At 61.8% G+C, this 17,846-nt stretch carries 14 protein-coding genes and 3 tRNA genes; 9 read left to right on the top strand and 8 right to left on the bottom strand.

Annotated elements, in window-relative coordinates; all coding sequences use genetic code 11:
* Positions 1-525: 525 nt before the first annotated feature.
* The 4 genes from AC0C6X_RS24835 to tig all read left to right on the top strand — a co-directional run bounded on the left by AC0C6X_RS24835 (position 526) and on the right by tig (position 4,145).
* Positions 526-1,635: a DUF2157 domain-containing protein gene (locus tag AC0C6X_RS24835; protein ID WP_472955773.1), complete on the top strand. Its 1,110-nt coding sequence runs from the start codon at positions 526-528 to the stop codon at positions 1,633-1,635.
* A complete protein-coding gene (locus tag AC0C6X_RS24830) occupies positions 1,632-2,219 on the top strand; it encodes a GDYXXLXY domain-containing protein (protein WP_472955771.1) in 588 nt (195 codons plus the stop codon). Before AC0C6X_RS24835 ends, AC0C6X_RS24830 begins: the two co-directional genes overlap by 4 nt.
* A gap of 184 nt (positions 2,220-2,403) precedes the next feature.
* Positions 2,404-2,488 (top strand) — tRNA-Leu (locus AC0C6X_RS24825).
* 178 nt (positions 2,489-2,666) lie between these two features.
* The gene (gene tig, locus AC0C6X_RS24820) at positions 2,667-4,145 is read left to right on the top strand and encodes a trigger factor (RefSeq protein ID WP_173516432.1); all 1,479 of its coding nucleotides are present in this window, start codon (positions 2,667-2,669) and stop codon (positions 4,143-4,145) included.
* A gap of 106 nt (positions 4,146-4,251) precedes the next feature.
* On the opposite strand, the gene AC0C6X_RS24815 is transcribed toward tig, so the two are convergent.
* Together AC0C6X_RS24815 and sthA are read right to left on the bottom strand one after the other, a co-directional pair.
* A complete protein-coding gene (locus AC0C6X_RS24815) occupies positions 4,252-5,055 on the bottom strand; it encodes an endonuclease/exonuclease/phosphatase family protein (RefSeq protein WP_173516433.1) in 804 nt (267 codons plus the stop codon).
* A gap of 143 nt (positions 5,056-5,198) precedes the next feature.
* A complete protein-coding gene (sthA, locus tag AC0C6X_RS24810) occupies positions 5,199-6,614 on the bottom strand; it encodes a Si-specific NAD(P)(+) transhydrogenase (RefSeq protein WP_173516434.1) in 1,416 nt (471 codons plus the stop codon).
* Positions 6,615-6,817: 203 nt separating this feature from the next.
* Here sthA and AC0C6X_RS24805 point away from each other — a divergent pair, with 203 nt between their 5' ends.
* Positions 6,818-7,861, top strand: a complete 1,044-nt coding sequence (locus AC0C6X_RS24805; protein WP_173516435.1) for a magnesium and cobalt transport protein CorA — start codon at positions 6,818-6,820, stop codon at positions 7,859-7,861.
* 51 nt (positions 7,862-7,912) lie between these two features.
* Here the strand turns inward: AC0C6X_RS24805 and radC are convergent, their stop codons facing one another.
* Genes radC through phaC form a run of 4 tightly spaced genes read right to left on the bottom strand, consistent with a single transcriptional unit; the run spans position 7,913 to position 12,158 of the window.
* A complete protein-coding gene (radC, locus tag AC0C6X_RS24800; protein ID WP_173516436.1) occupies positions 7,913-8,701 on the bottom strand; it encodes a RadC family protein in 789 nt (262 codons plus the stop codon).
* Positions 8,698-9,537 carry a type I methionyl aminopeptidase gene (gene map, locus AC0C6X_RS24795; RefSeq protein ID WP_173516437.1) on the bottom strand — a complete coding sequence of 280 codons (840 nt, stop codon included), beginning with the start codon at positions 9,535-9,537 and terminating at the stop codon, positions 8,698-8,700. The genes radC and map overlap by 4 nt, the downstream gene beginning before the upstream one ends.
* A gap of 31 nt (positions 9,538-9,568) precedes the next feature.
* Positions 9,569-10,288 (bottom strand): DNA/RNA nuclease SfsA, encoded by a 720-nt coding sequence (gene sfsA, locus AC0C6X_RS24790; RefSeq protein ID WP_173516438.1) that lies wholly within the window; start codon positions 10,286-10,288, stop codon positions 9,569-9,571.
* Between the two features lie 19 nt (positions 10,289-10,307).
* Positions 10,308-12,158, bottom strand: coding sequence for a poly(3-hydroxyalkanoate) polymerase subunit PhaC (gene phaC / locus AC0C6X_RS24785; RefSeq protein ID WP_472955766.1), 1,851 nt, complete (start codon positions 12,156-12,158; stop codon positions 10,308-10,310).
* Between the two features lie 110 nt (positions 12,159-12,268).
* On the opposite strand from phaC, the gene AC0C6X_RS24780 reads away from it, so the two are divergent.
* The 4 genes from AC0C6X_RS24780 to recJ all read left to right on the top strand — a co-directional run bounded on the left by AC0C6X_RS24780 (position 12,269) and on the right by recJ (position 17,376).
* Entirely contained in the window at positions 12,269-12,577 is a 309-nt protein-coding gene (locus tag AC0C6X_RS24780; RefSeq protein WP_247959027.1) for an SHOCT domain-containing protein, read from the top strand.
* Between the two features lie 126 nt (positions 12,578-12,703).
* Positions 12,704-13,921 carry an LL-diaminopimelate aminotransferase gene (locus AC0C6X_RS24775; protein ID WP_247959026.1) on the top strand — a complete coding sequence of 406 codons (1,218 nt, stop codon included), beginning with the start codon at positions 12,704-12,706 and terminating at the stop codon, positions 13,919-13,921.
* 90 nt (positions 13,922-14,011) lie between these two features.
* On the top strand, positions 14,012-15,334 hold the full coding sequence (locus AC0C6X_RS24770) for a homoserine dehydrogenase (protein ID WP_173516442.1): 1,323 nt from the start codon (positions 14,012-14,014) through the stop codon (positions 15,332-15,334).
* A gap of 239 nt (positions 15,335-15,573) precedes the next feature.
* Positions 15,574-17,376 carry a single-stranded-DNA-specific exonuclease RecJ gene (gene recJ, locus AC0C6X_RS24765; RefSeq protein WP_173516443.1) on the top strand — a complete coding sequence of 601 codons (1,803 nt, stop codon included), beginning with the start codon at positions 15,574-15,576 and terminating at the stop codon, positions 17,374-17,376.
* Between the two features lie 75 nt (positions 17,377-17,451).
* Here recJ and AC0C6X_RS24760 read toward each other — a convergent pair.
* A tRNA-Glu gene (locus AC0C6X_RS24760) sits at positions 17,452-17,526 on the bottom strand.
* Positions 17,527-17,728: 202 nt separating this feature from the next.
* A tRNA-Glu gene (locus AC0C6X_RS24755) sits at positions 17,729-17,803 on the bottom strand.
* Positions 17,804-17,846 lie beyond the last annotated feature (43 nt).

Raw genomic sequence — 17,846 nt, 5'->3', positions numbered from 1 at the left:
ATGCGACCTGTGCATGGCTCCGGGCGCGCGCGACCGGAATGTGCACGAATATTGTGCAATTGCTCGACGTGCTGGCTTTCTTGTGGGGAGGAGAGCTGAAAAACAATAACGCCCGCTGGGGGAGGAGGTCCAGCGAGCGTCATTTGAAGTGATTGGCAACCGGGAGGAGGAGTGTTGCCAATCTGATCGGAGGAGCGTTGGGAGGAGGAGTACGCTCATCCGAATTCTGTCGGGTTTTGCCCGGGCCTTTCCCAGTATCCTGAGGCGGTTGGCCAGTTCCGCTGGCGATCGTCTGGCTTGCTGCCTTCGTTCGCCTTTGATGATTTGAATATAGGGGCCTTAAATCGATTTGTGCAGTGCAATATCCGCATGGAAGATATGCGCATCGCGCAAGCCGTTCAGCAGTCCCTATCGGTGCAGGAGCCGCGCTCGCGACAGAGCGGTTGTATTTCCGCGCCGATACGTGGTTAGTTGGTGATGAACACGGATCATTTCAAGCATCGGATGCTTAAGGCTGAGGGCAGCATGTACCGCGCGCGTCTCGAGCGAGACTTCAAGCACTGGATCGACAAGGGCCTGCTGCAGGACAATGCCGCACGCGCCATGCTGGCCGAGTATGACGGACGGGAGTCGACCTTCCGAGCCGGGCGCGTCCTGCTCATCCTCGCCGCCCTCCTGCTATCCGCGTCGATCCTGTTGCTTGTCGCCGCCAATTGGGAGGCGCTGCCCCGTCTGGCGCGGGTTGCCGGCATCGTTGCTCTGATCTGGGGCTTCCATTTTGCCGCCGGCTGGCTGTTGCGCGCCGGCAGGGCGGCCTTTGCCGCCGCAGCGCTGGTCCTGGGGGCGGCGGCCTTTGGCGGCGGTATCGCCCTCATCGGGCAGATGTACCACCTGTCGGGCGATGCGGCTGATGCTGCGCTGCTGTGGTTCGTCGGCGCCAGTCTCTCGGCATTCGCATTTCGCTCGGCGGCGATGGCAACCGCCGCCGGCGGGCTCGCGTGGTTTTATTTCGGTACGATGTTGACGGAAGGTGCGTTCCCCACGATCTCCGACTGGCGCTTGTGGTCCGTGCCGCTCCTGGCCGTGATCGTCGTTCTCCTGGTTCGTTTCACGGAAGCGGGCAGGGCTCGCCATCTTGCCTATCTGCTCGTTCTTTCCTGGCTGGCCTGGCTCTACCTGGATAGCCCGTCGCTTGCTTTCGCCGCTGGCCTCGCTGTTCTCGGTCTTGCGGCCTTCCTGGTGGCGACCCTGCCGGGTTCGCCGGTGCGCCAACTTGCGCTCGATGCCGGTTCGGCGCCCGCCTTCTATTCCTTTGCGCTCGCCCTGCTCGGTTTAACCGGGCTCCAATATGAGGCGGTCGGTCTGACGACGGAGATCGCGACCGGGGCGGGCACGTTGCTGGTGGCGCTCCTCGGCATTGCGCTTGCCGGAGCGCAGAACGGGGCGGTGCGCTACCTCGGCTATGTCGCCTTTGCCGGAGAGCTTCTCTACCTCGCCTTTGAAACCCTGGGATCGATGCTCGGCACATCGGGCTTCTTCCTGATTTCGGGTCTGGTCGTCGCGTGCATCGCGTGGCTGGTCATTCGCATCGAAGTGCACATGGCGCGGACGCGCCAGGCGGAGGTTTCGCGATGAGCAGCGGCACATCGAATAAGCGTTGGCTGAACCCGCTGCTTGCCGCCCTGCTTGTCGCGGGCGCGCAGACGGCGGCACTCGGCTACATGATCGAGAGCAGGGCCTCGATCCTCAGAAGCGGGCGGGACGTGCTTCTGAAAACCGTGCCCGTTGACCCGCGCGACCTGCTCAGGGGCGACTACGTGATCCTGAGCTACGATATTTCCAGGCTGCAGCCCGAACTCTTCAAGGGCGCGGTTCCGACGCAATCGGGTGAGGCTATGCTTTATGTCCGGCTGGAAAGGCAGCCCGACGGTTTCTGGATGGCGACCGAAGCGTCGTTCCAACCCTTGCCGCCCGTTGGCGACAGCGTCGTACTCCGCTCGCTTCCATTCTCGTACTATCCGTCGTCGCCTCCTTCCGCGGTGAATGTCGACTACGGCATAGAGCGCTTCTACGTGCCGGAGGGCGAAGGGCGCACATTGGAGGAGGCGCGCAATGCCGAGGCGCTTTCCGTCAATATCCGCGTTGATGGAAAGGGCAGTGCGCAGATCCGCGAGATCGCGGTCAACGGAAGCCCGGTCTATGAAGAGCCGCTTTATTGAAGCTCGGCAGGCGTCCTCCGGTCCGTCGTGGGAAATACGCATTTTCCCTTTGATCCCGCGAAAACGAGTGATATAGAGACGCCGCGCTCGGGAAAGCCGTAAACTTTCAGCATGCCCATTGTATCCGCGGGATTCCGCTGGTTGGACTTGCGGGAATACGATCAGGCGGTGCGATTGTCTGAACGCGGGTATGGTGAAATTGGTAGACACGCCAGATTTAGGTTCTGGTGCCGCAAGGCGTGGGAGTTCAAGTCTCTCTACCCGCACCAGACAGGGATCGCGCCTAAAGTCCGGATTCTGCAGGGATGAAGGGGGCTGGAGTGCCATTTTGCTTGCAAAACGGTTGCAGAACTGCGTAAAGCCACTCCCGGCAAATGGATCGGCTCACGTGCTCGCCAGACCTTATGAAGGGGAAGAGCACAGTCAACGTGAAATGAAGGTTTGAACATGCAGGTTATCGAAACGCTCGCTCAAGGGCTGAAGCGCGAACTCAAGGTCGTTATCCCGGCCAAGGACATGGAAGCTCGGATGAACGAGCGTCTGGCCGAAGTGAAGGACCGCGTTCGCATCAACGGCTTCCGTCCGGGCAAGGTGCCGGTTGCGCACCTGAAGAAGGTCTATGGCAAGTCGATCATGGCTGACCTCGTCAACGAGATCGTTCGTGACAAGCCGACCGAGATCCTGTCCGGCCGCGGCGAAAAGTCGGCGACCCAGCCGGAAATCGCGATGACCGAGGACGAGACCGAAGCCAACAAGATCCTCAACGCGGAAGCTGACCTCGAGTTCACCGTCGCCTACGAGATCATCCCGGCGATCGAACTCAAGGACGTCAGCGGCATCAAGGTGACCCGCGAAGTCGTCGAAATCGCTGACGAGGAAGTCAACGAACAGATCCTGCGTATCGCCGAAAGCGCCCGCAGCTACGAATCGAAGAAGGGCAAGGCTGCCAACGGTGACCGCGTTACGATCGATTACCTCGGCAAGGTCGACGGTGTTGCCTTCGACGGCGGCAAGGACGAAGACGCTGAGCTGGTTCTCGGCTCCAACCGCTTCATCCCAGGCTTCGAAGAGCAGCTCGTCGGCGTCAAGGCTGGCGACGAGAAGACGATTACCGTCACCTTCCCGGCTGACTACCCGGCTGCAAATCTCGCCGGCAAGGAAGCGACCTTCGACATCACCGTCAAGGACGTCGCTGCTGCCCAGGACATCGAAATCAACGACGAACTGGCCACCAAGCTCGGCCTCGAATCGGCTGACAAGCTGAAGGAAATCGTCCGCGGCCAGATCGAAAGCCAGTACGGCAACCTGACCCGTCAGAAGGTCAAGCGTCAGATCCTCGACCAGCTCGACGAACTCTACAAGTTCGAAACGCCGGAGCGCCTCGTCGAAGCCGAATTCGAAAACATCTGGCGCCAGATCAACACCGACCTGCAGCAGGCCGGCAAGACCTTCGCTGACGAAGAAACCACCGAAGAAGAAGCCCGCGCCGAATACCGCAAGCTCGCAGAGCGCCGCGTCCGCCTCGGCCTCGTTCTCTCGGAAATCGGTGAAAAGGCCGGCGTTCAGGTCAGCGACGACGAACTGCAGCGTTCGCTGTTCGAGCAGCTCCGCCAGTTCCCGGGCCAGGAAAAGCAGATCCTCGACTACTTCAAGAACACCCCCGGCGCTGCTGCATCGCTGCGCGCTCCGCTGTTCGAAGAAAAGGTCGTCGACCACCTGCTCGGCGAAATCTCGGTAACCGACAAGACGGTTTCCAAGGAAGAGCTGACGGCTGACGACGAAGAGGGCGAAGGCAAGGCTGCCAAGAAGGCTCCGGCCAAGAAGAAGGCTGCTGCCAAGGCTGAAGCCGCTGAAGGCGAAGAAGCCGCGGCTCCGAAGAAGAAGGCTCCGGCCAAGAAGAAGGCCGCTGAAGACAGCGCCGAGTAATCGGACCCAAGCCTTAGGAATCGAGAAGCCCTGCCGCTTGCGGCAGGGCTTCTTTCATTGGAGGCACGTCGCGGAGGCGGATCTATTCCGGTTTCAGCGGCGTGGCCTAGCCGATGTCGAGGAGCAGGGCGCGGTGGTCGGACACTTCCGGCTGCGCGACGACATCGAAGCGGGTGACATCGACGTCGCCGTTCACGAGCATGTAGTCGGCAAAGCGGCCGCTTTTCAGATAGTGCGACGTTCGAGTATCCGTGTGGCCACGGGAGACCACAAGGTCGATGAGCCCAAGCCGCCCGAGTGCCTGGAAGGTAACGCTGTCGGGAAGCACGTTGAAGTCGCCACATACGACGAGCCGCTCGTCGCCCGGCCAGACCTGACGGATGAGCGCCACAAGCGCATCCACTTGTGCGTGCCGCGCCGCCGTGTCGTTCTTGCCATTGATTTCTCTCAGTCCATGCATCTGCGCAATGGTGATCGCAGCGCCGATGTCGTGATCGAACAGGCGGATGCAATGCGCATTCCGCGCTCGTGGATGTGGCCCCCAAGCATTGGATGAGAAGCTGCCATGCACGAAGCCGAGCGCCTGCCCGATGACGGAATGCGTCCGTCGGACGAAGGTTGCGAGCCCAAATTCCGAGGTCACGGACCTGTCGCCGTCGAAAAGCGTGCCGCGTGCCGTTGGGCAGAAGAAGCCATCATGCCCCGGAAGCACTGCCGCGATCTCGTCGAAGAGGTTTGCGCGCTGCGGCAATACGACATCCGCATCGCGATACGTCAGCCACTCGGCTTCCGTGGTCGGCGAACGCGCGATCTCCTGCAGGCACAGAACATCGGCATCGACCTGCGAGAGATATTTCATCAGCGGCGAATGGAGCTTGCCGCCCCAGGCATTCAGGGAAAGGATGCGCATGGCGTTCATGTCTCTTTATCAGGAGAGGCAAAGCTACCTGATTCGTGGGCATGGTGGGCATGCGGGCGATTTGCCCGGTACGCGACCGAGTTGGACGCCGCTGTCGCCGTCTTTGACGCGCGCCCAGACCTGTCGCCTACGGCTTACGCTTTCGGCAGTTCCTGCTTGATCTCGCCCATGCGGTTCCATGCATCCAGGCCGGCAATCTTGTAGGCCTCGGCAAGCGTCGGGTAGTTGAAGGTGTTCTCGACGAAATACTCGACCGTGCCCTTGAGGTTCAACACGGCCTGGCCGATGTGCACCAGCTCGGTCGCGCCTTCGCCGATGATGTGCACGCCGAGCAGACGGCGAGTCTTCATTGAGAAGATCATCTTCAGCAAGCCGGAATCGAGCCCCATGATGTGACCGCGCGAGGTCTCGCGGAAGCGCGCAATGCCGCATTCATAGGGGATGCCGCGTTCCTTGACCTCTTCTTCCGAAAGGCCGCAGGTGGAGATTTCCGGCACCGCGTAGATGCCGTAGGGGAAATACTTCTGCGGTTCCATGGCGATCGCGCCGACGGCAACGCGCGCCGCGATGCGGCCCTGTTCCATGGAGGTCGAGGCAAGGCTCGGGAAGCCGACGACATCGCCGGCGGCATAGATGTTCGGCACCGAGGTCTGGAACGTCTCCGGATTGACCTTGAGCCGTCCGCGGCTGTCGGCCTCGAGCCCGGCTGCAGGCAGGTTCAGCGTGTCGGTCGCGCCCATGCGTCCGGCAGCGAAGAGGACCATGTCGGTGACGATCCTGCGGCCGTTGTCGAGCGTCAGCAGGACCTTACCGTCGTCGAGTCGCTCGACCTTGTCGGCCTTCTGTCCGAGATGCAGCTTCATGTTGCGGTCGCGCAGCTGGTAGGTGAAATCCTCGACGATCTCCTTGTCGATGAAGTCGAGCATCGTCGTCTTGGGGTCGATGACCGTGACATGCGTGTCCAGCGCGCTGAAGATCGTCGCATATTCGATACCGACGACGCCGGCGCCAATGACCACGAGCGAGCGCGGCAACTCCGCGATATCCAGCAGTTCGTCACTGTCGAGGACGGTCTTGCCGTCGAAGGGCATGTAGTTCGGACGGAATGGCTTCGTGCCGACGGCAAGCATGATGCTGGTCGCTGAAACCAGCAGGGTCTCGCCGTCGTCTTTCACGACCTCGAGCGTAGTCGGATTGACGAAGCTTGCCTTGCCGCGCATCTGCTGCACGCGGTTACGGGCAAACTGGTGTTCGAGAACCTCGACCTCGTGATTGAGGGTGATGATCAGCCGTTGCCGGAGATCGTCGGCGCTGATTTCCTGCTTCACGCGGTAGGCGCGCCCGTAGAAGCCGCGCTCGCGCCAACCGGAAAGATTGAGTGCCGTCTCGCGCAGGGTCTTGGAGGGAATGGTACCCGTATGCACCGAAACGCCACCGACGCGCTTTCCCTGTTCGATGACGAGAACCTTCCTTCCGAGCTTGGCGGCCTGGATGGCGCCGCGGCGACCGGCGGGCCCGCTTCCGACGACAATGAGATCGAACTGGTTCATGGGCATTTCCGTTTGAAGGGAGGAATCATTGTGCATCGCAAAAATTCTCGCTTGCAAGCGTCTATACCGTCAATGGCACGGTTTGATGAAGTGGTTTTCATAGCCGAAACAGCGGGATGAGAATATAAGGGAATGCGCGTAGGCTTGGCTTCGTTACGACATGCCGAGCCCCATCGGTGTCGTATTTGCCTGGGAGGCTGACGATGGGATTGGAGCTTACGAACAGGGCGGTGCCGCCACTTGACGAGGAGGGCGCGGCTGCACAGCTCACGCATCGGCCGGGTGTCGTGGCGGCGGCGGTCTATGAGAACGGCGTGAGACTACGCGATATCCGGATCGAAGATGCGGGCAAGTGGCGCTCGCGGCCAGGCGCGGTGATCTGGATTGGCCTGCACGAGCCCGATGCGGACCTGCTTCACCAGTTGCAAAGAGAGTTTGATCTCCACGATCTGGCCATCGAGGACGCCGGCAAGGCGCATCAACGGCCGAAACTGGAGATCTATGGCGACTCGATCTTCGTCGTGGCCCGCACCGCTCATATGGTCGGCGATGAGATCGCTTTCGGCGAGACCCACCTCTTCGTCGGCCGAGGCTATGTCGTCTCGGTCAGGCACGGCGCGTCCACGTCTTACATGGCGGTGCGCCAGCGTTGCGAATCTTCGCCGTCCGCGCTCGCCCATGGCGAAAACTACATCCTCTATTCGATCCTCGATTTCATCGTCGACAACTACATGCCGGTGATCGAGGCGATCCATGAGGAGGTGGAAGAACTGGAAGATCGGCTGTTGCGGGAGCGATTGGTCAAGCGTGATATCGAGCGCCTTTATCTGCTCCGCCGCAATCTCCTGAGGCTGCGCAATGCGGTCGTGCCGCTTGTCGACGTCTGCCGCCGGCACGAACACATCGATCTTCCTGGCATGGATGCCGCGCTGCAGCCGCTCTTTCGCGATGTGACCGACCACGTGCGCCGCGTCCAGGAGGATATCGACGCGCTGCGCGAAGTTCTCGCCTTCACCTTCGAGGCGAGCCTGATGATCGGACAGTCCGAACAGACGGAGATTTCCCGCAAACTCGCGTCGTGGGCGGCGATCCTCGCCGTGCCGACCGCGATCGCCGGTATCTACGGCATGAATTTCGACGACATGCCGGAGCTGAAGTTCCGCTACGGCTATTTCATCGTGCTGGCGGTGATCATCGGACTGTGCACCACGCTCTATCGCTTCTTCCGACGCGCGAAATGGCTGTAGGCCGAAGCACTTCCGGGAACAGTGGAAGCGGCTTCCGTCTGGAACCGCTTCTCAGAACAGCCGCAGGCCCTTCAGGCTGACATGCCCATCCTTGCCGATGATGATGTGATCGTGGACGGCGATGCCGAGCGGCTTCGCCGTTTCGACGATCAGCTTGGTCATGTCGATATCGGCGCGCGACGGCGTAGGGTCTCCAGACGGATGATTGTGGACGAGAATGATCGCCGTAGCGGAGAGTTCGAGTGCGCGCTTGACCACTTCACGTGGATAAACCGGCGTATGGTCGATCGTGCCCGTCTGCTGCACCTCGTCGGCAATCAACGCGTTGCGCTTGTCGAGAAAGAGGATACGGAACTGTTCCTTGGTCTCATAGGCCATTGCCGCATGGCAATAGTCGATGACGGCGCTCCAGGAGGAGAGAAGGTGCTTTTGCCGAAGCTCGCTCTTCAGGGTGCGGTGACCGATCGTGGAGATCAGCTTGAGATCGAGGGCAACGGCCTCGCCGATGCCGTCCACCTCCTGCAACAGCCCGATCGGTGCGCCGAAGACACCGGCAAGCGTTCCGAAACGGCTGATGAGCGCCTTGGCGATCGGCTTGGTATCCTTGCGCGGAATCAGCCGAAACAACAGCATTTCAAGGATTTCGTAGTCCGCCAGCGCCGCGTCGCCGTGCTCGCGATAGCGCGCCCGCAACCGATCGCGATGGCCGTGATAATGCGCTTCGGGCGCCGGCGCCTTCTTCGGCGCAGATCCCCTGCCCAACTGCAATTGCGGAAAAAACGTCCTTTCGTCCGCCGATGGCGCATCATCGCCCTCAGGGGAGATTGGACGCTTCTTCATGCGGCGCCGACATTGTTGAGGCCCGGCTTGAACAGGCCGGCGGGCGACAGAGTAAAGATCTCGCATCCCTCGGCGGTCACGCCGACCGTGTGCTCGTATTGCGCCGAAAGCGACCGGTCGCGGGTAACGGCGGTCCAGCCATCCGAAAGCACCTTCACATGCGGGCGGCCGAGATTGATCATCGGCTCGATGGTGAAGATCATGCCCTCGCGTAATTCGGGGCCTTCATTGGCGCGGCCGTAGTGCAGGATGTTCGGCGCGTCGTGAAAGAGCTTGCCGACACCGTGGCCGCAGAAATCGCGCACCACCGAGCAGCGCTCCGCTTCGGCATAGGTCTGGATCGCCTCGCCGATGGCGCCGGTGCGTGCGCCCGGGCGTACGGCGGCAATCCCGCGCATCAGGCTTTCATGGGTGACATCGAGCAGCCGCTCGGCCGCGCGCTTGATCTCGCCGACCGGATACATGCGGCTTGAGTCGCCATGCCAGCCATCGACGACATAGGTGACGTCGATGTTGACGATGTCGCCTTCGCGCAGCGGCTTGTCGTTGGGAATCCCGTGACAGACGACGTGATTGATCGAGGTGCAGGAGGACTTCGTGTAGCCGCGGTAGTTCAGCGTCGCCGGCAGCGCGCCATGGTCCATGCCGAACTCGAAGACGAAGCGGTCGATCTCGTCGGTCGTGACGCCCGGCTGAACGCGCGAGACGAGTTCGTCGAGGCAGCGCGCCGTTACCTGGCAGGCCTTGCGCATGCCCTCGAAACCTTCCGGTCCGTAGAGCCGGATAACGCCGGTGTTTTTATAGGGGGCAGACCCTGCCTCGATGTAAGTCACCATTCCAAAGCTTTCATTTGTTCCAAGTCGGATTTCATAGAGCAGCGAGGGCCGCTTCGTCCACTGTCATCAACCCGGTCGGACGGATTTGGGTCGGCGAAACCTGACATTTGATCGCATAGGCCTCGACCCCGCGTGCCATGGCGCGGTCAAAGGCTTGCGCATAGGCCGGGTCGAAGTCGCGGCAGATTCGCAAGCGGTCGCAGTCGCCGCGCTGCACGAGATAGATCATGACGGCGCGGTGGCCGCCTTCGACCATGTCGCCGAGTTCGTCGAGATGTTTGGCGCCGCGTGCCGTCGGGCTGTCCGGAAATTCGGCGAGGCCGGGCCTGCGGCTGAAATGCACGTTCTTCACCTCGACATAGGCAAGGCCCCGGACGGGATCGGTGAGCAAGATATCGATGCGCGAATTGCGGCCGTATTTCTGTTCCCGCGCGAAGCCTTGGTAGATGTGCAGATCGGAAACGAGGCCAAGCCGAATGGCCTCTTCGGCGAGCCGGTTCGGCAAACCGGTATTGATCCCGACCAGCGTGCCGTCGGCTTCGACGATCTCGAGCATGTGACGGTATTTCCGCGTCGGGCTGTCGTGCTCCGACATCCATATGCGTGAGCCCGGCGTCGTCAGACCACGCATTGAACCCGTATTCGGGCAGGATCCGGTCATGGCGGTACCATCCGGCTGGATCGCATCGAAGAGAAAGCGCTTGTAGCGCTGCACGAGGGTTGCCTGTGCGAGCGGCGGATCGAAAATCAAGATATTTCCTGCAAATGTATCATGCCCTGGCGCGAACATAGGAGCCCGGCGCCTCTTCGAGCGAATTCAGTGGACCGCCGGGCTTGCGGGCCGGAACGCGTCTCTTGTCGAGCTTCTCGATCCATTGGTGCCAATGCGGCCACCAGGATCCCGGCGTCTCCTTCGCTGCCTTGAACCACTCGTCGAACTCGCCCTTGGGCGCGCCTCCGGTCCAGAACTGGTACTTTCCCTTGTCCGGCGGATTGACGACGCCGGCAATATGGCCCGAGCCGGAAAGCACGTAAGTAACCTTGCCGCCGAAGGAAGAGCTGCCCAGGAAGACCGAGCGCGGCGGAGCGATGTGATCTTCCTTGGTGGCGAGGTTGTAGATGGGGATCTTCACGTCGCCGAGCGAGATCTGCCGGCCTGCAAGCACCATCTCACCCTTCGAGAGTTTGTTCTCGAGGTAGCAATTGCGCAGATAGAAAGAGTGGTTGGCTGCCGGCATCCGCGTCGAATCGGAATTCCAGTAGAGCAGATCGAAGGGCAGGGGATCCTGCCCCTTGAGGTAGTTGTTGACGAAGTAGGGCCAGATGAGCTCGGAGGCGCGCAGCATATTGAAGGCGGTCGCCATCTTCGAGCCGTCGAGGTAGCCGGTCACGCTCATGTTCTGCTCGATCTGGCGGATCTGGTCTTCGTCGACGAAGACTTTGAGGTCGCCCGCATGGGTGAAGTCGACCTGCGTCGTGAACAGGGTCGCGGAGCGGATGCGATCGTCGCCTTCGGCAGCGTGCAGCGCAAGGGTTGCGGCCAGCAAGGTGCCGCCGACGCAATAGCCGATGGCGTTGACTTCGCGCTCGCCGGTCGCCTGCTCGACGGTGTCGAGCGCAAAGCCGATGCCTTCGCGGGCATAGGCCTCCCAGTCCTTGGTTGCATGCCGTTCGTCGGGGTTCACCCAGGAGATCACGAACACCGTGTGCCCCTGGTCAACGGCCCATTTAATGAAGGATTTCTGCGGGTTGAGGTCGAGGACGTAGAACTTGTTGATCCACGGCGGGCAGATCAGCAACGGTCGCTTCAGCACCGTCTCCGTCGTGGCTTCATATTGCAGCACCTGGCAGACGTCGCTCTGGGCGATGACCTTGCCGGGCGTGATCGCGATATTCTCGCCGATCGCGAATTTGCTGGTGTCCGTCTGCCGCAGCTTGAGGTCGCCACGGCCGGCGGCGACGTCCTCGGCGAACATCTGCATGCCCTTGACGAGGTTGGCGCCGTTCGACGCGACGGTTTCGCGATAGAGTTGCGGATTGGTGGTGACGAAATTCGTGGGCGAGAGTGCGCTCGAAACCTGGCGGACGTAGAAAGCCGCCTTATGTTTCGTGTGATCGTCGAGCCCTTCGGCGTCTTCGACCATGCGCTCGGCCCAATCCGATGTGACGAAATAGGCCTGCCGGATGAAATCGAAGAACGGGTTCTTCACCCAATCCTCGTCGGAGAAGCGTTTGTCGTTGCGCTGGAGCGCGGCGGGCTCCGTCATCCCGACTTCGCCGGACATGCGATGGAGCGTCCGCGACCAGATCTCGAAGAAGCTGCCCATCAGATGCGTCTGCGCTTCAAGTGTGCGGCGCGGATCGGAAAGCCAGTATTCGGAGACCTTGGACAGTGTTTTCACCATGTCGGTGACCGGTTCGGCGAAGACGTCCGATTTCTGCCCCGATTCACGCGGCGCCAGCCAGGCGGAGGCCGCCTTGCCGAGTTGCTCCATGGCGCGGGCGAGGTTGACGGCGAGGCTTTCCGGGTCCTTGACGATGTATGGCTCGACGGATTTGGGGTCGAAACCCGTGAAGCCGTCCTTGCCAGTGGTGCCTTCCGTTTTCCTCTCTGCTGTCACCCGGCTTCCTCCACAGCATCTTGTTTGTTTTGTATTTTTACATTCTGCCCGAAAATGATTACAAGGGCTAGGCGCATCGTCGCGCCGTCAGATCAGAGGTTCTCTTCAGTATGCTTGCCGTCGGAAAACAGCGTTCCATCACCTGGCTTGCCGGGATCGTTCTGCTAGGCACGCTTGCAGGCTGCAACAACCAGACGACGAACTTCGAGAACTATCCCTCGGTCTACGGCCAAAAGCCGGCCGCGACGACGCAGATGACGAACGAGGAGGCGGCCGACATGCAGGCGCGGCTGACATCGCTCGGCGCTGCGCGCAAGTCCGGCGCGATCTCGGAAGCGGAATATCAGCGTCGTCTGAAAGAAATGCGCGCGCTCGCCGAACAGCACGGTGCCGACACGCTGAAAGAGATCCAGAATTAGCGCTTGCCTTTCCGGTGATTTGGACGCAAAGCGTTCAATGGCCGCAAGGACGGCCGTTCACCACAGCGCACGGTTTCGCGAAGGCTTGAGCCGCTGGCGGGAGCGTGCGCCAAACGAGGTTTGGAGATGGAAGAGTTTCACAAAGTCCGGCGTTTGCCGCCCTATGTTTTCGAACAGGTCAACCGTTTGAAAGCAAGCGCGCGAGCGGCCGGTGCTGACATCATCGACCTCGGCATGGGCAATCCGGATCTTCCCACACCACAGTCGATTGTCGACAAGCTTTGCGAGGTCGTTCAGGACCCGCGCACGCATCGTTATTCGTCGTCGAAGGGCATTCCCGGGCTGCGTCGTGCCCAGGCCGCCTACTACGCCCGTCGCTTCGGCGTCAAACTCAATCCGGAAACGCAGGTCGTCGCCACCCTTGGTTCCAAGGAAGGCTTCGCCAACATGGCCCAGGCGATCACCGCGCCGGGTGATGTGGTCCTGTGCCCGAACCCGACCTATCCGATCCACGCCTTTGGCTTCCTGATGGCCGGTGGGGTCATCCGCTCGATCTCGGTCGAGCCTGATGAGACCTTCTTCCCGCCGCTCGAGCGCGCCGTGCGCCACTCGATCCCGAAGCCGCTGGCGCTGATCCTCAACTATCCGTCGAACCCGACGGCGCAGGTCGCGACCCTCGACTTCTACAAGGACGTGATCGCCTTCGCGAAGAAGCACGACATCATCGTGCTTTCGGATCTTGCCTATTCGGAAATCTACTTCAACGACGCGCCGCCGCCATCTGTCCTGGAGGTTCCGGGAGCGATCGACTGCACGGTCGAGTTCACCTCGATGTCGAAGACCTTCTCGATGCCCGGCTGGCGCATGGGCTTTGCCGTCGGCAATGAGCGACTGATCGCGGCGCTGACCCGTGTGAAGTCGTACCTCGATTACGGCGCCTTCACGCCGATCCAGGTGGCGGCGACCCAGGCACTGAACGGCGATGGCAGCGACATCGCCGAGGTCCGCAACGTCTACAAGCGCCGCCGCGACGTGATGGTCGAGAGCTTCGGCAAGGCGGGCTTCGACGTGCCGCCGCCGGCAGCGACGATGTTTGCCTGGGCGAAAATCCCGGAGAAGTTCCGCCATCTCGGTTCGCTCGAGTTCTCGAAGCTCCTGGTCGAGAAGGCCGATGTCGCGGTTGCTCCCGGCATCGGCTTCGGCGAGCAGGGCGACGACTACGTGCGCCTCGCTCTGGTCGAGAACGAGCACCGTATTCGCCAGGCGGCGCGCAACATCAAGAAATTCCTGTCGACCGCCGACGAGACGATGCACAACGTCGTCTCGCTCAACGCTCACAGGTAAATAAGACGGGAGGCGCGCTCTTGGGTGCGCCTCCTTCCACACCGGCACCGCGGTTCTCGCGGCTCGCCCCTTACATGTTAGGAAATGGCTATGGCAGATGCCCTCAAAATCGGCATTGCGGGCTTGGGTACCGTCGGTGCCTCGCTCGTGCGAATCCTCCAGGATCGTCACGAGATGCTTGCGACAACGTGCGGGCGGGCAATCGAGACCACGGCCGTAACCGCGCGTGACCGCAACAGGGATCGCGGCGTCGACCTTTCGCAAATCAAATGGTTCGACGATGCCGTCTCGCTTGCGCGTGACGCCGATATCGACGTCTTCGTCGAATTGATGGGCGGCTCGGGCGACCCAGCCTATTCCGCCGTCAAGGCCGCCTTGCAGCGTGGCATTCATGTCGTCACCGCCAACAAGGCGTTGCTTGCGGCCCATGGCATCGAACTCGCCAAGATCGCCGAGGAGAAGGGCGCGCTTCTGAACTACGAAGCGGCCGTCGCCGGCGGCATCCCGGTGATCAAGGCGCTGCGCGAATCCATGACCGGCAATACGATCTCGCGCGTCTACGGGATCATGAACGGCACCTGCAACTACATCCTGACGAAGATGGAGAAGGAAGAGCTTTCCTTCGAAGCCTGCCTCAAGGAAGCGCAGCGTCTCGGTTACGCGGAAGCCGATCCGGCCTTCGACATCGAGGGCAACGACACGGCGCACAAGCTGTCGATCCTGACGAGCCTCGCCTTCGGTACGGCGATCGCTGCCGACGACATCTATCTCGAAGGCATTACCAATATCTCGATCGACGATATTCATGCGGCGGCCGATCTCGGTTACCGGATCAAGCTCCTGGGGGTCGCGCAGCGTACCGAGAGCGGCATCGAGCAGCGCGTCCATCCCACGATGGTGCCCTATGATTCCGTCATCGCCCAGGTCGATGGCGTGACCAATGCAGTCGCGATCGAATCCGACATTCTTGGCGAATTGCTGATGGTCGGCCCCGGTGCCGGCGGCAACGCGACCGCCTCGGCCGTTCTCGGCGATATCGCCGACATCGCGAAAAGCCGTCCGGGTGCTCAGCACGTTCCGGCCTTCGGCCGTCCGACCAATGCGCTGCTTCCCTACAAGCGCGCGCGGATCCAGAGCCACGAGGGCGGCTACTTCATCCGCCTGAAGGTCGTCGACCGCACCGGCGTTTTCGCCAGCATCGCGACGCGCATGGCGGATAACGGCATCTCGCTGGAATCGATCATGCAGCATTCCAAGCACCTGATGGAGAGCGGCGAGCCGCAGACGATCATCCTGGTGACACACGCGACCTCGGAGCATTCCGTTCGCGATGCCATCAAGGCGATCAAGAGCGAGGGCTATCTCGTCGGCGAGCCGCAGGTCATCCGTATCGAGCGTCCGAAGGCGAACTGAGGGCGGCACAGACCTCAACCGCAATGCATGGCGGCGGCGCGTAGCGCCGGATTGTCGCCGATAGATTGGAAGCCTCGCCGTGCAAGCATGCCGGCGAGGCTTTCTCATATGGGCATGTCAGGCGAGCGGCGCCGGAAACGGGGCGCGGACCGCGGATCTCTGTGTATGCCGTTCCAAAAACGGTCACGATTGTCGGGGTTATGCGCTAAGAAAAGTTAAGTGCAGGCGGGTGGACGAACATGGAAGAATTGGTGGATCCGGTACAGCGGGCCTTTCTCGGCGTCGAGCAATCGGTCAGCGGTCAGCGCTGGGTGTCACGGCTTGACCAGGCGGGCCAGAACCGGGCGCTCGCCATCAGTCAGGTCCACGGTTATTCCGATCTCCTTGGTCGCGTGCTTGCCGGCCGCGGGGTCGTGCTCGACGATGCCGCGAGCTTCCTCGATCCGACGCTTCGGTCGCTGATGCCGGATCCGGATACGCTCACCGATTGCCGCAAGGCCGCCGATCGTTTCGCGGCGGCCATCAAGCGGCGTGAAAAGGTCGTGGTCTTCGGCGACTACGACGTCGACGGTGCCGCGTCGTCGGCGCTCATGACCCGGTTCCTCCGTCACTTTGGCATCGACGCGGAGATTTACATTCCCGATCGGATTTTCGAGGGCTACGGGCCGAATCCGGCGGCGATCGAACAACTGATCGACAATGGCGCCGAGCTCATTGTCACCGTCGACTGCGGCTCGACGAGCCATGAAGCACTTGCCGTTGCGGGGCGACGTAGCGTCGACGTCGTCGTCATCGACCATCATCAGGTGGGGTCGGCCTTGCCAGCCTGTCACGCGCTGGTCAATCCCAATCGGGAAGACGATCTTTCGGGGCAGGGACATCTCTGTGCCGCCGGCGTCGTCTATCTGGTCCTCGTCAACACCTTGCGCGTGCTGCGCAGTGCCGGCAACGGGAGCGCCGCATCCTTCGATCTGCTGGCGCAGCTTGATCTGGTGGCGCTCGCGACCGTCTGTGACGTCGTGCCGCTCAAGGGGCTGAACCGGGCCTATGTCGTCAAGGGACTGATCGCGGCGCGGCACATGGGCAATGTCGGGCTCGCGGCGCTGTTGAGAAAGGCGGCGATCGGCGGCCCGGTCACGCCCTATCACCTGGGGTTTCTGGTTGGGCCGCGAATCAATGCCGGCGGCCGCATCGGCGACGCTGCCCTCGGCAGCCGTCTGCTGGCGATGGACGATGCCGGAGCGGCGGAAAGGATCGCCGCGCAGCTTGATGAGCTCAACCGCGAGCGGCAGGCCATGGAAGCCGTCATGCTGGCCGAAGCCGAGGCCGAGGTTCTTGCGGAGTACGGCACTGGCGAGGGCGCCTCGGTGATCGTCACGGCGCGGGAAAACTGGCACCCCGGTATCGTCGGGCTGCTTGCCGCCCGCATCAAGGAGAAGTTCCGCCGGCCGACCTTCGCCATCGCCTTCGATCCGAATGGCCGGGGCACCGGCTCGGGCCGTTCGATCAACGGCTTCGACATGGGCAAGATGGTCCGGGCCGCGGTTGATGGAGGCCTGCTCGTCAAAGGCGGCGGCCATGCGATGGCTGCCGGCCTTACGGTGGAGCGGGCGAAGCTCGGCAAGCTCAGGCAATTCTTCGAGGAACGTGCGGAGGCGGCAGTACGCGACCTCGTCGCCATCCAGACACTCAAGCTGGACGGTGCGCTCGCTGCCTCCGGCGCGACACTGGAACTCATCGATCTCTTGGAACAGGCCGGCCCCTATGGTTCGGCGCATCCGCAACCGGTCTTCGCCTTTCCGCAACACCGGTTGCGCGACAGCCGACAGGTGGGCGCCAACCACATCAAGGTAACGTTGGAAGGCCAGGACGGCAGCCGGCTCGACGGTATTGCGTTCCGGGCAACGGAAACGCCGCTCGGCGATTTCCTGCTCGCGAGCCGCGGCGCGTCGATTCACGTCGCCGGCTCGGTGTCGGCGGATCTGTGGCAAGGCCAGCGTCGTGTGCAATTGCGCGTCACGGATGCGGCGAAGGCGCTGTAAAATCGCCGAGCGAGAAACGCTCGGGTTCACCCATCGATGATTGAATGGCCGGCTGGTGCACTTGCGAGCAGCGATTGGCACGCCCAACGGGACTCGAACCCGTGTTACCGCCGTGAGAGGGCGGCGTCCTGACCGCTAGACGATGGGCGCCCATGCTTGTCGCTGATGATTTGCAACGCAGTCTGGCGACCGTGCGCAATTCACCCGCGCATATTATCCTCTTTCAGCTCAAACCTCGACATCAATTCAGAGGCATCGCTTCCAGAGTGCCGAGACGCGATCGAACATGAGTTGCAATCGCGCAGATACTGCGACGCTAGTATTGGAAATGTGGGGAAAGAGGTCAACACAGTGGCACGCCCTAGGGGAGTCGAACCCCTCTTCCCAGAATGAAAATCTGGTGTCCTAACCGATAGACGAAGGGCGCACTCGCTGTGTGGGCGCCTTATATCCAGCGACTCTGGAGACCG

The sequence above is a fragment of the Ensifer sp. VA4 genome, from assembly GCF_055710065.1.
This window is presented reverse-complemented; position numbering and strand designations above follow the sequence as displayed.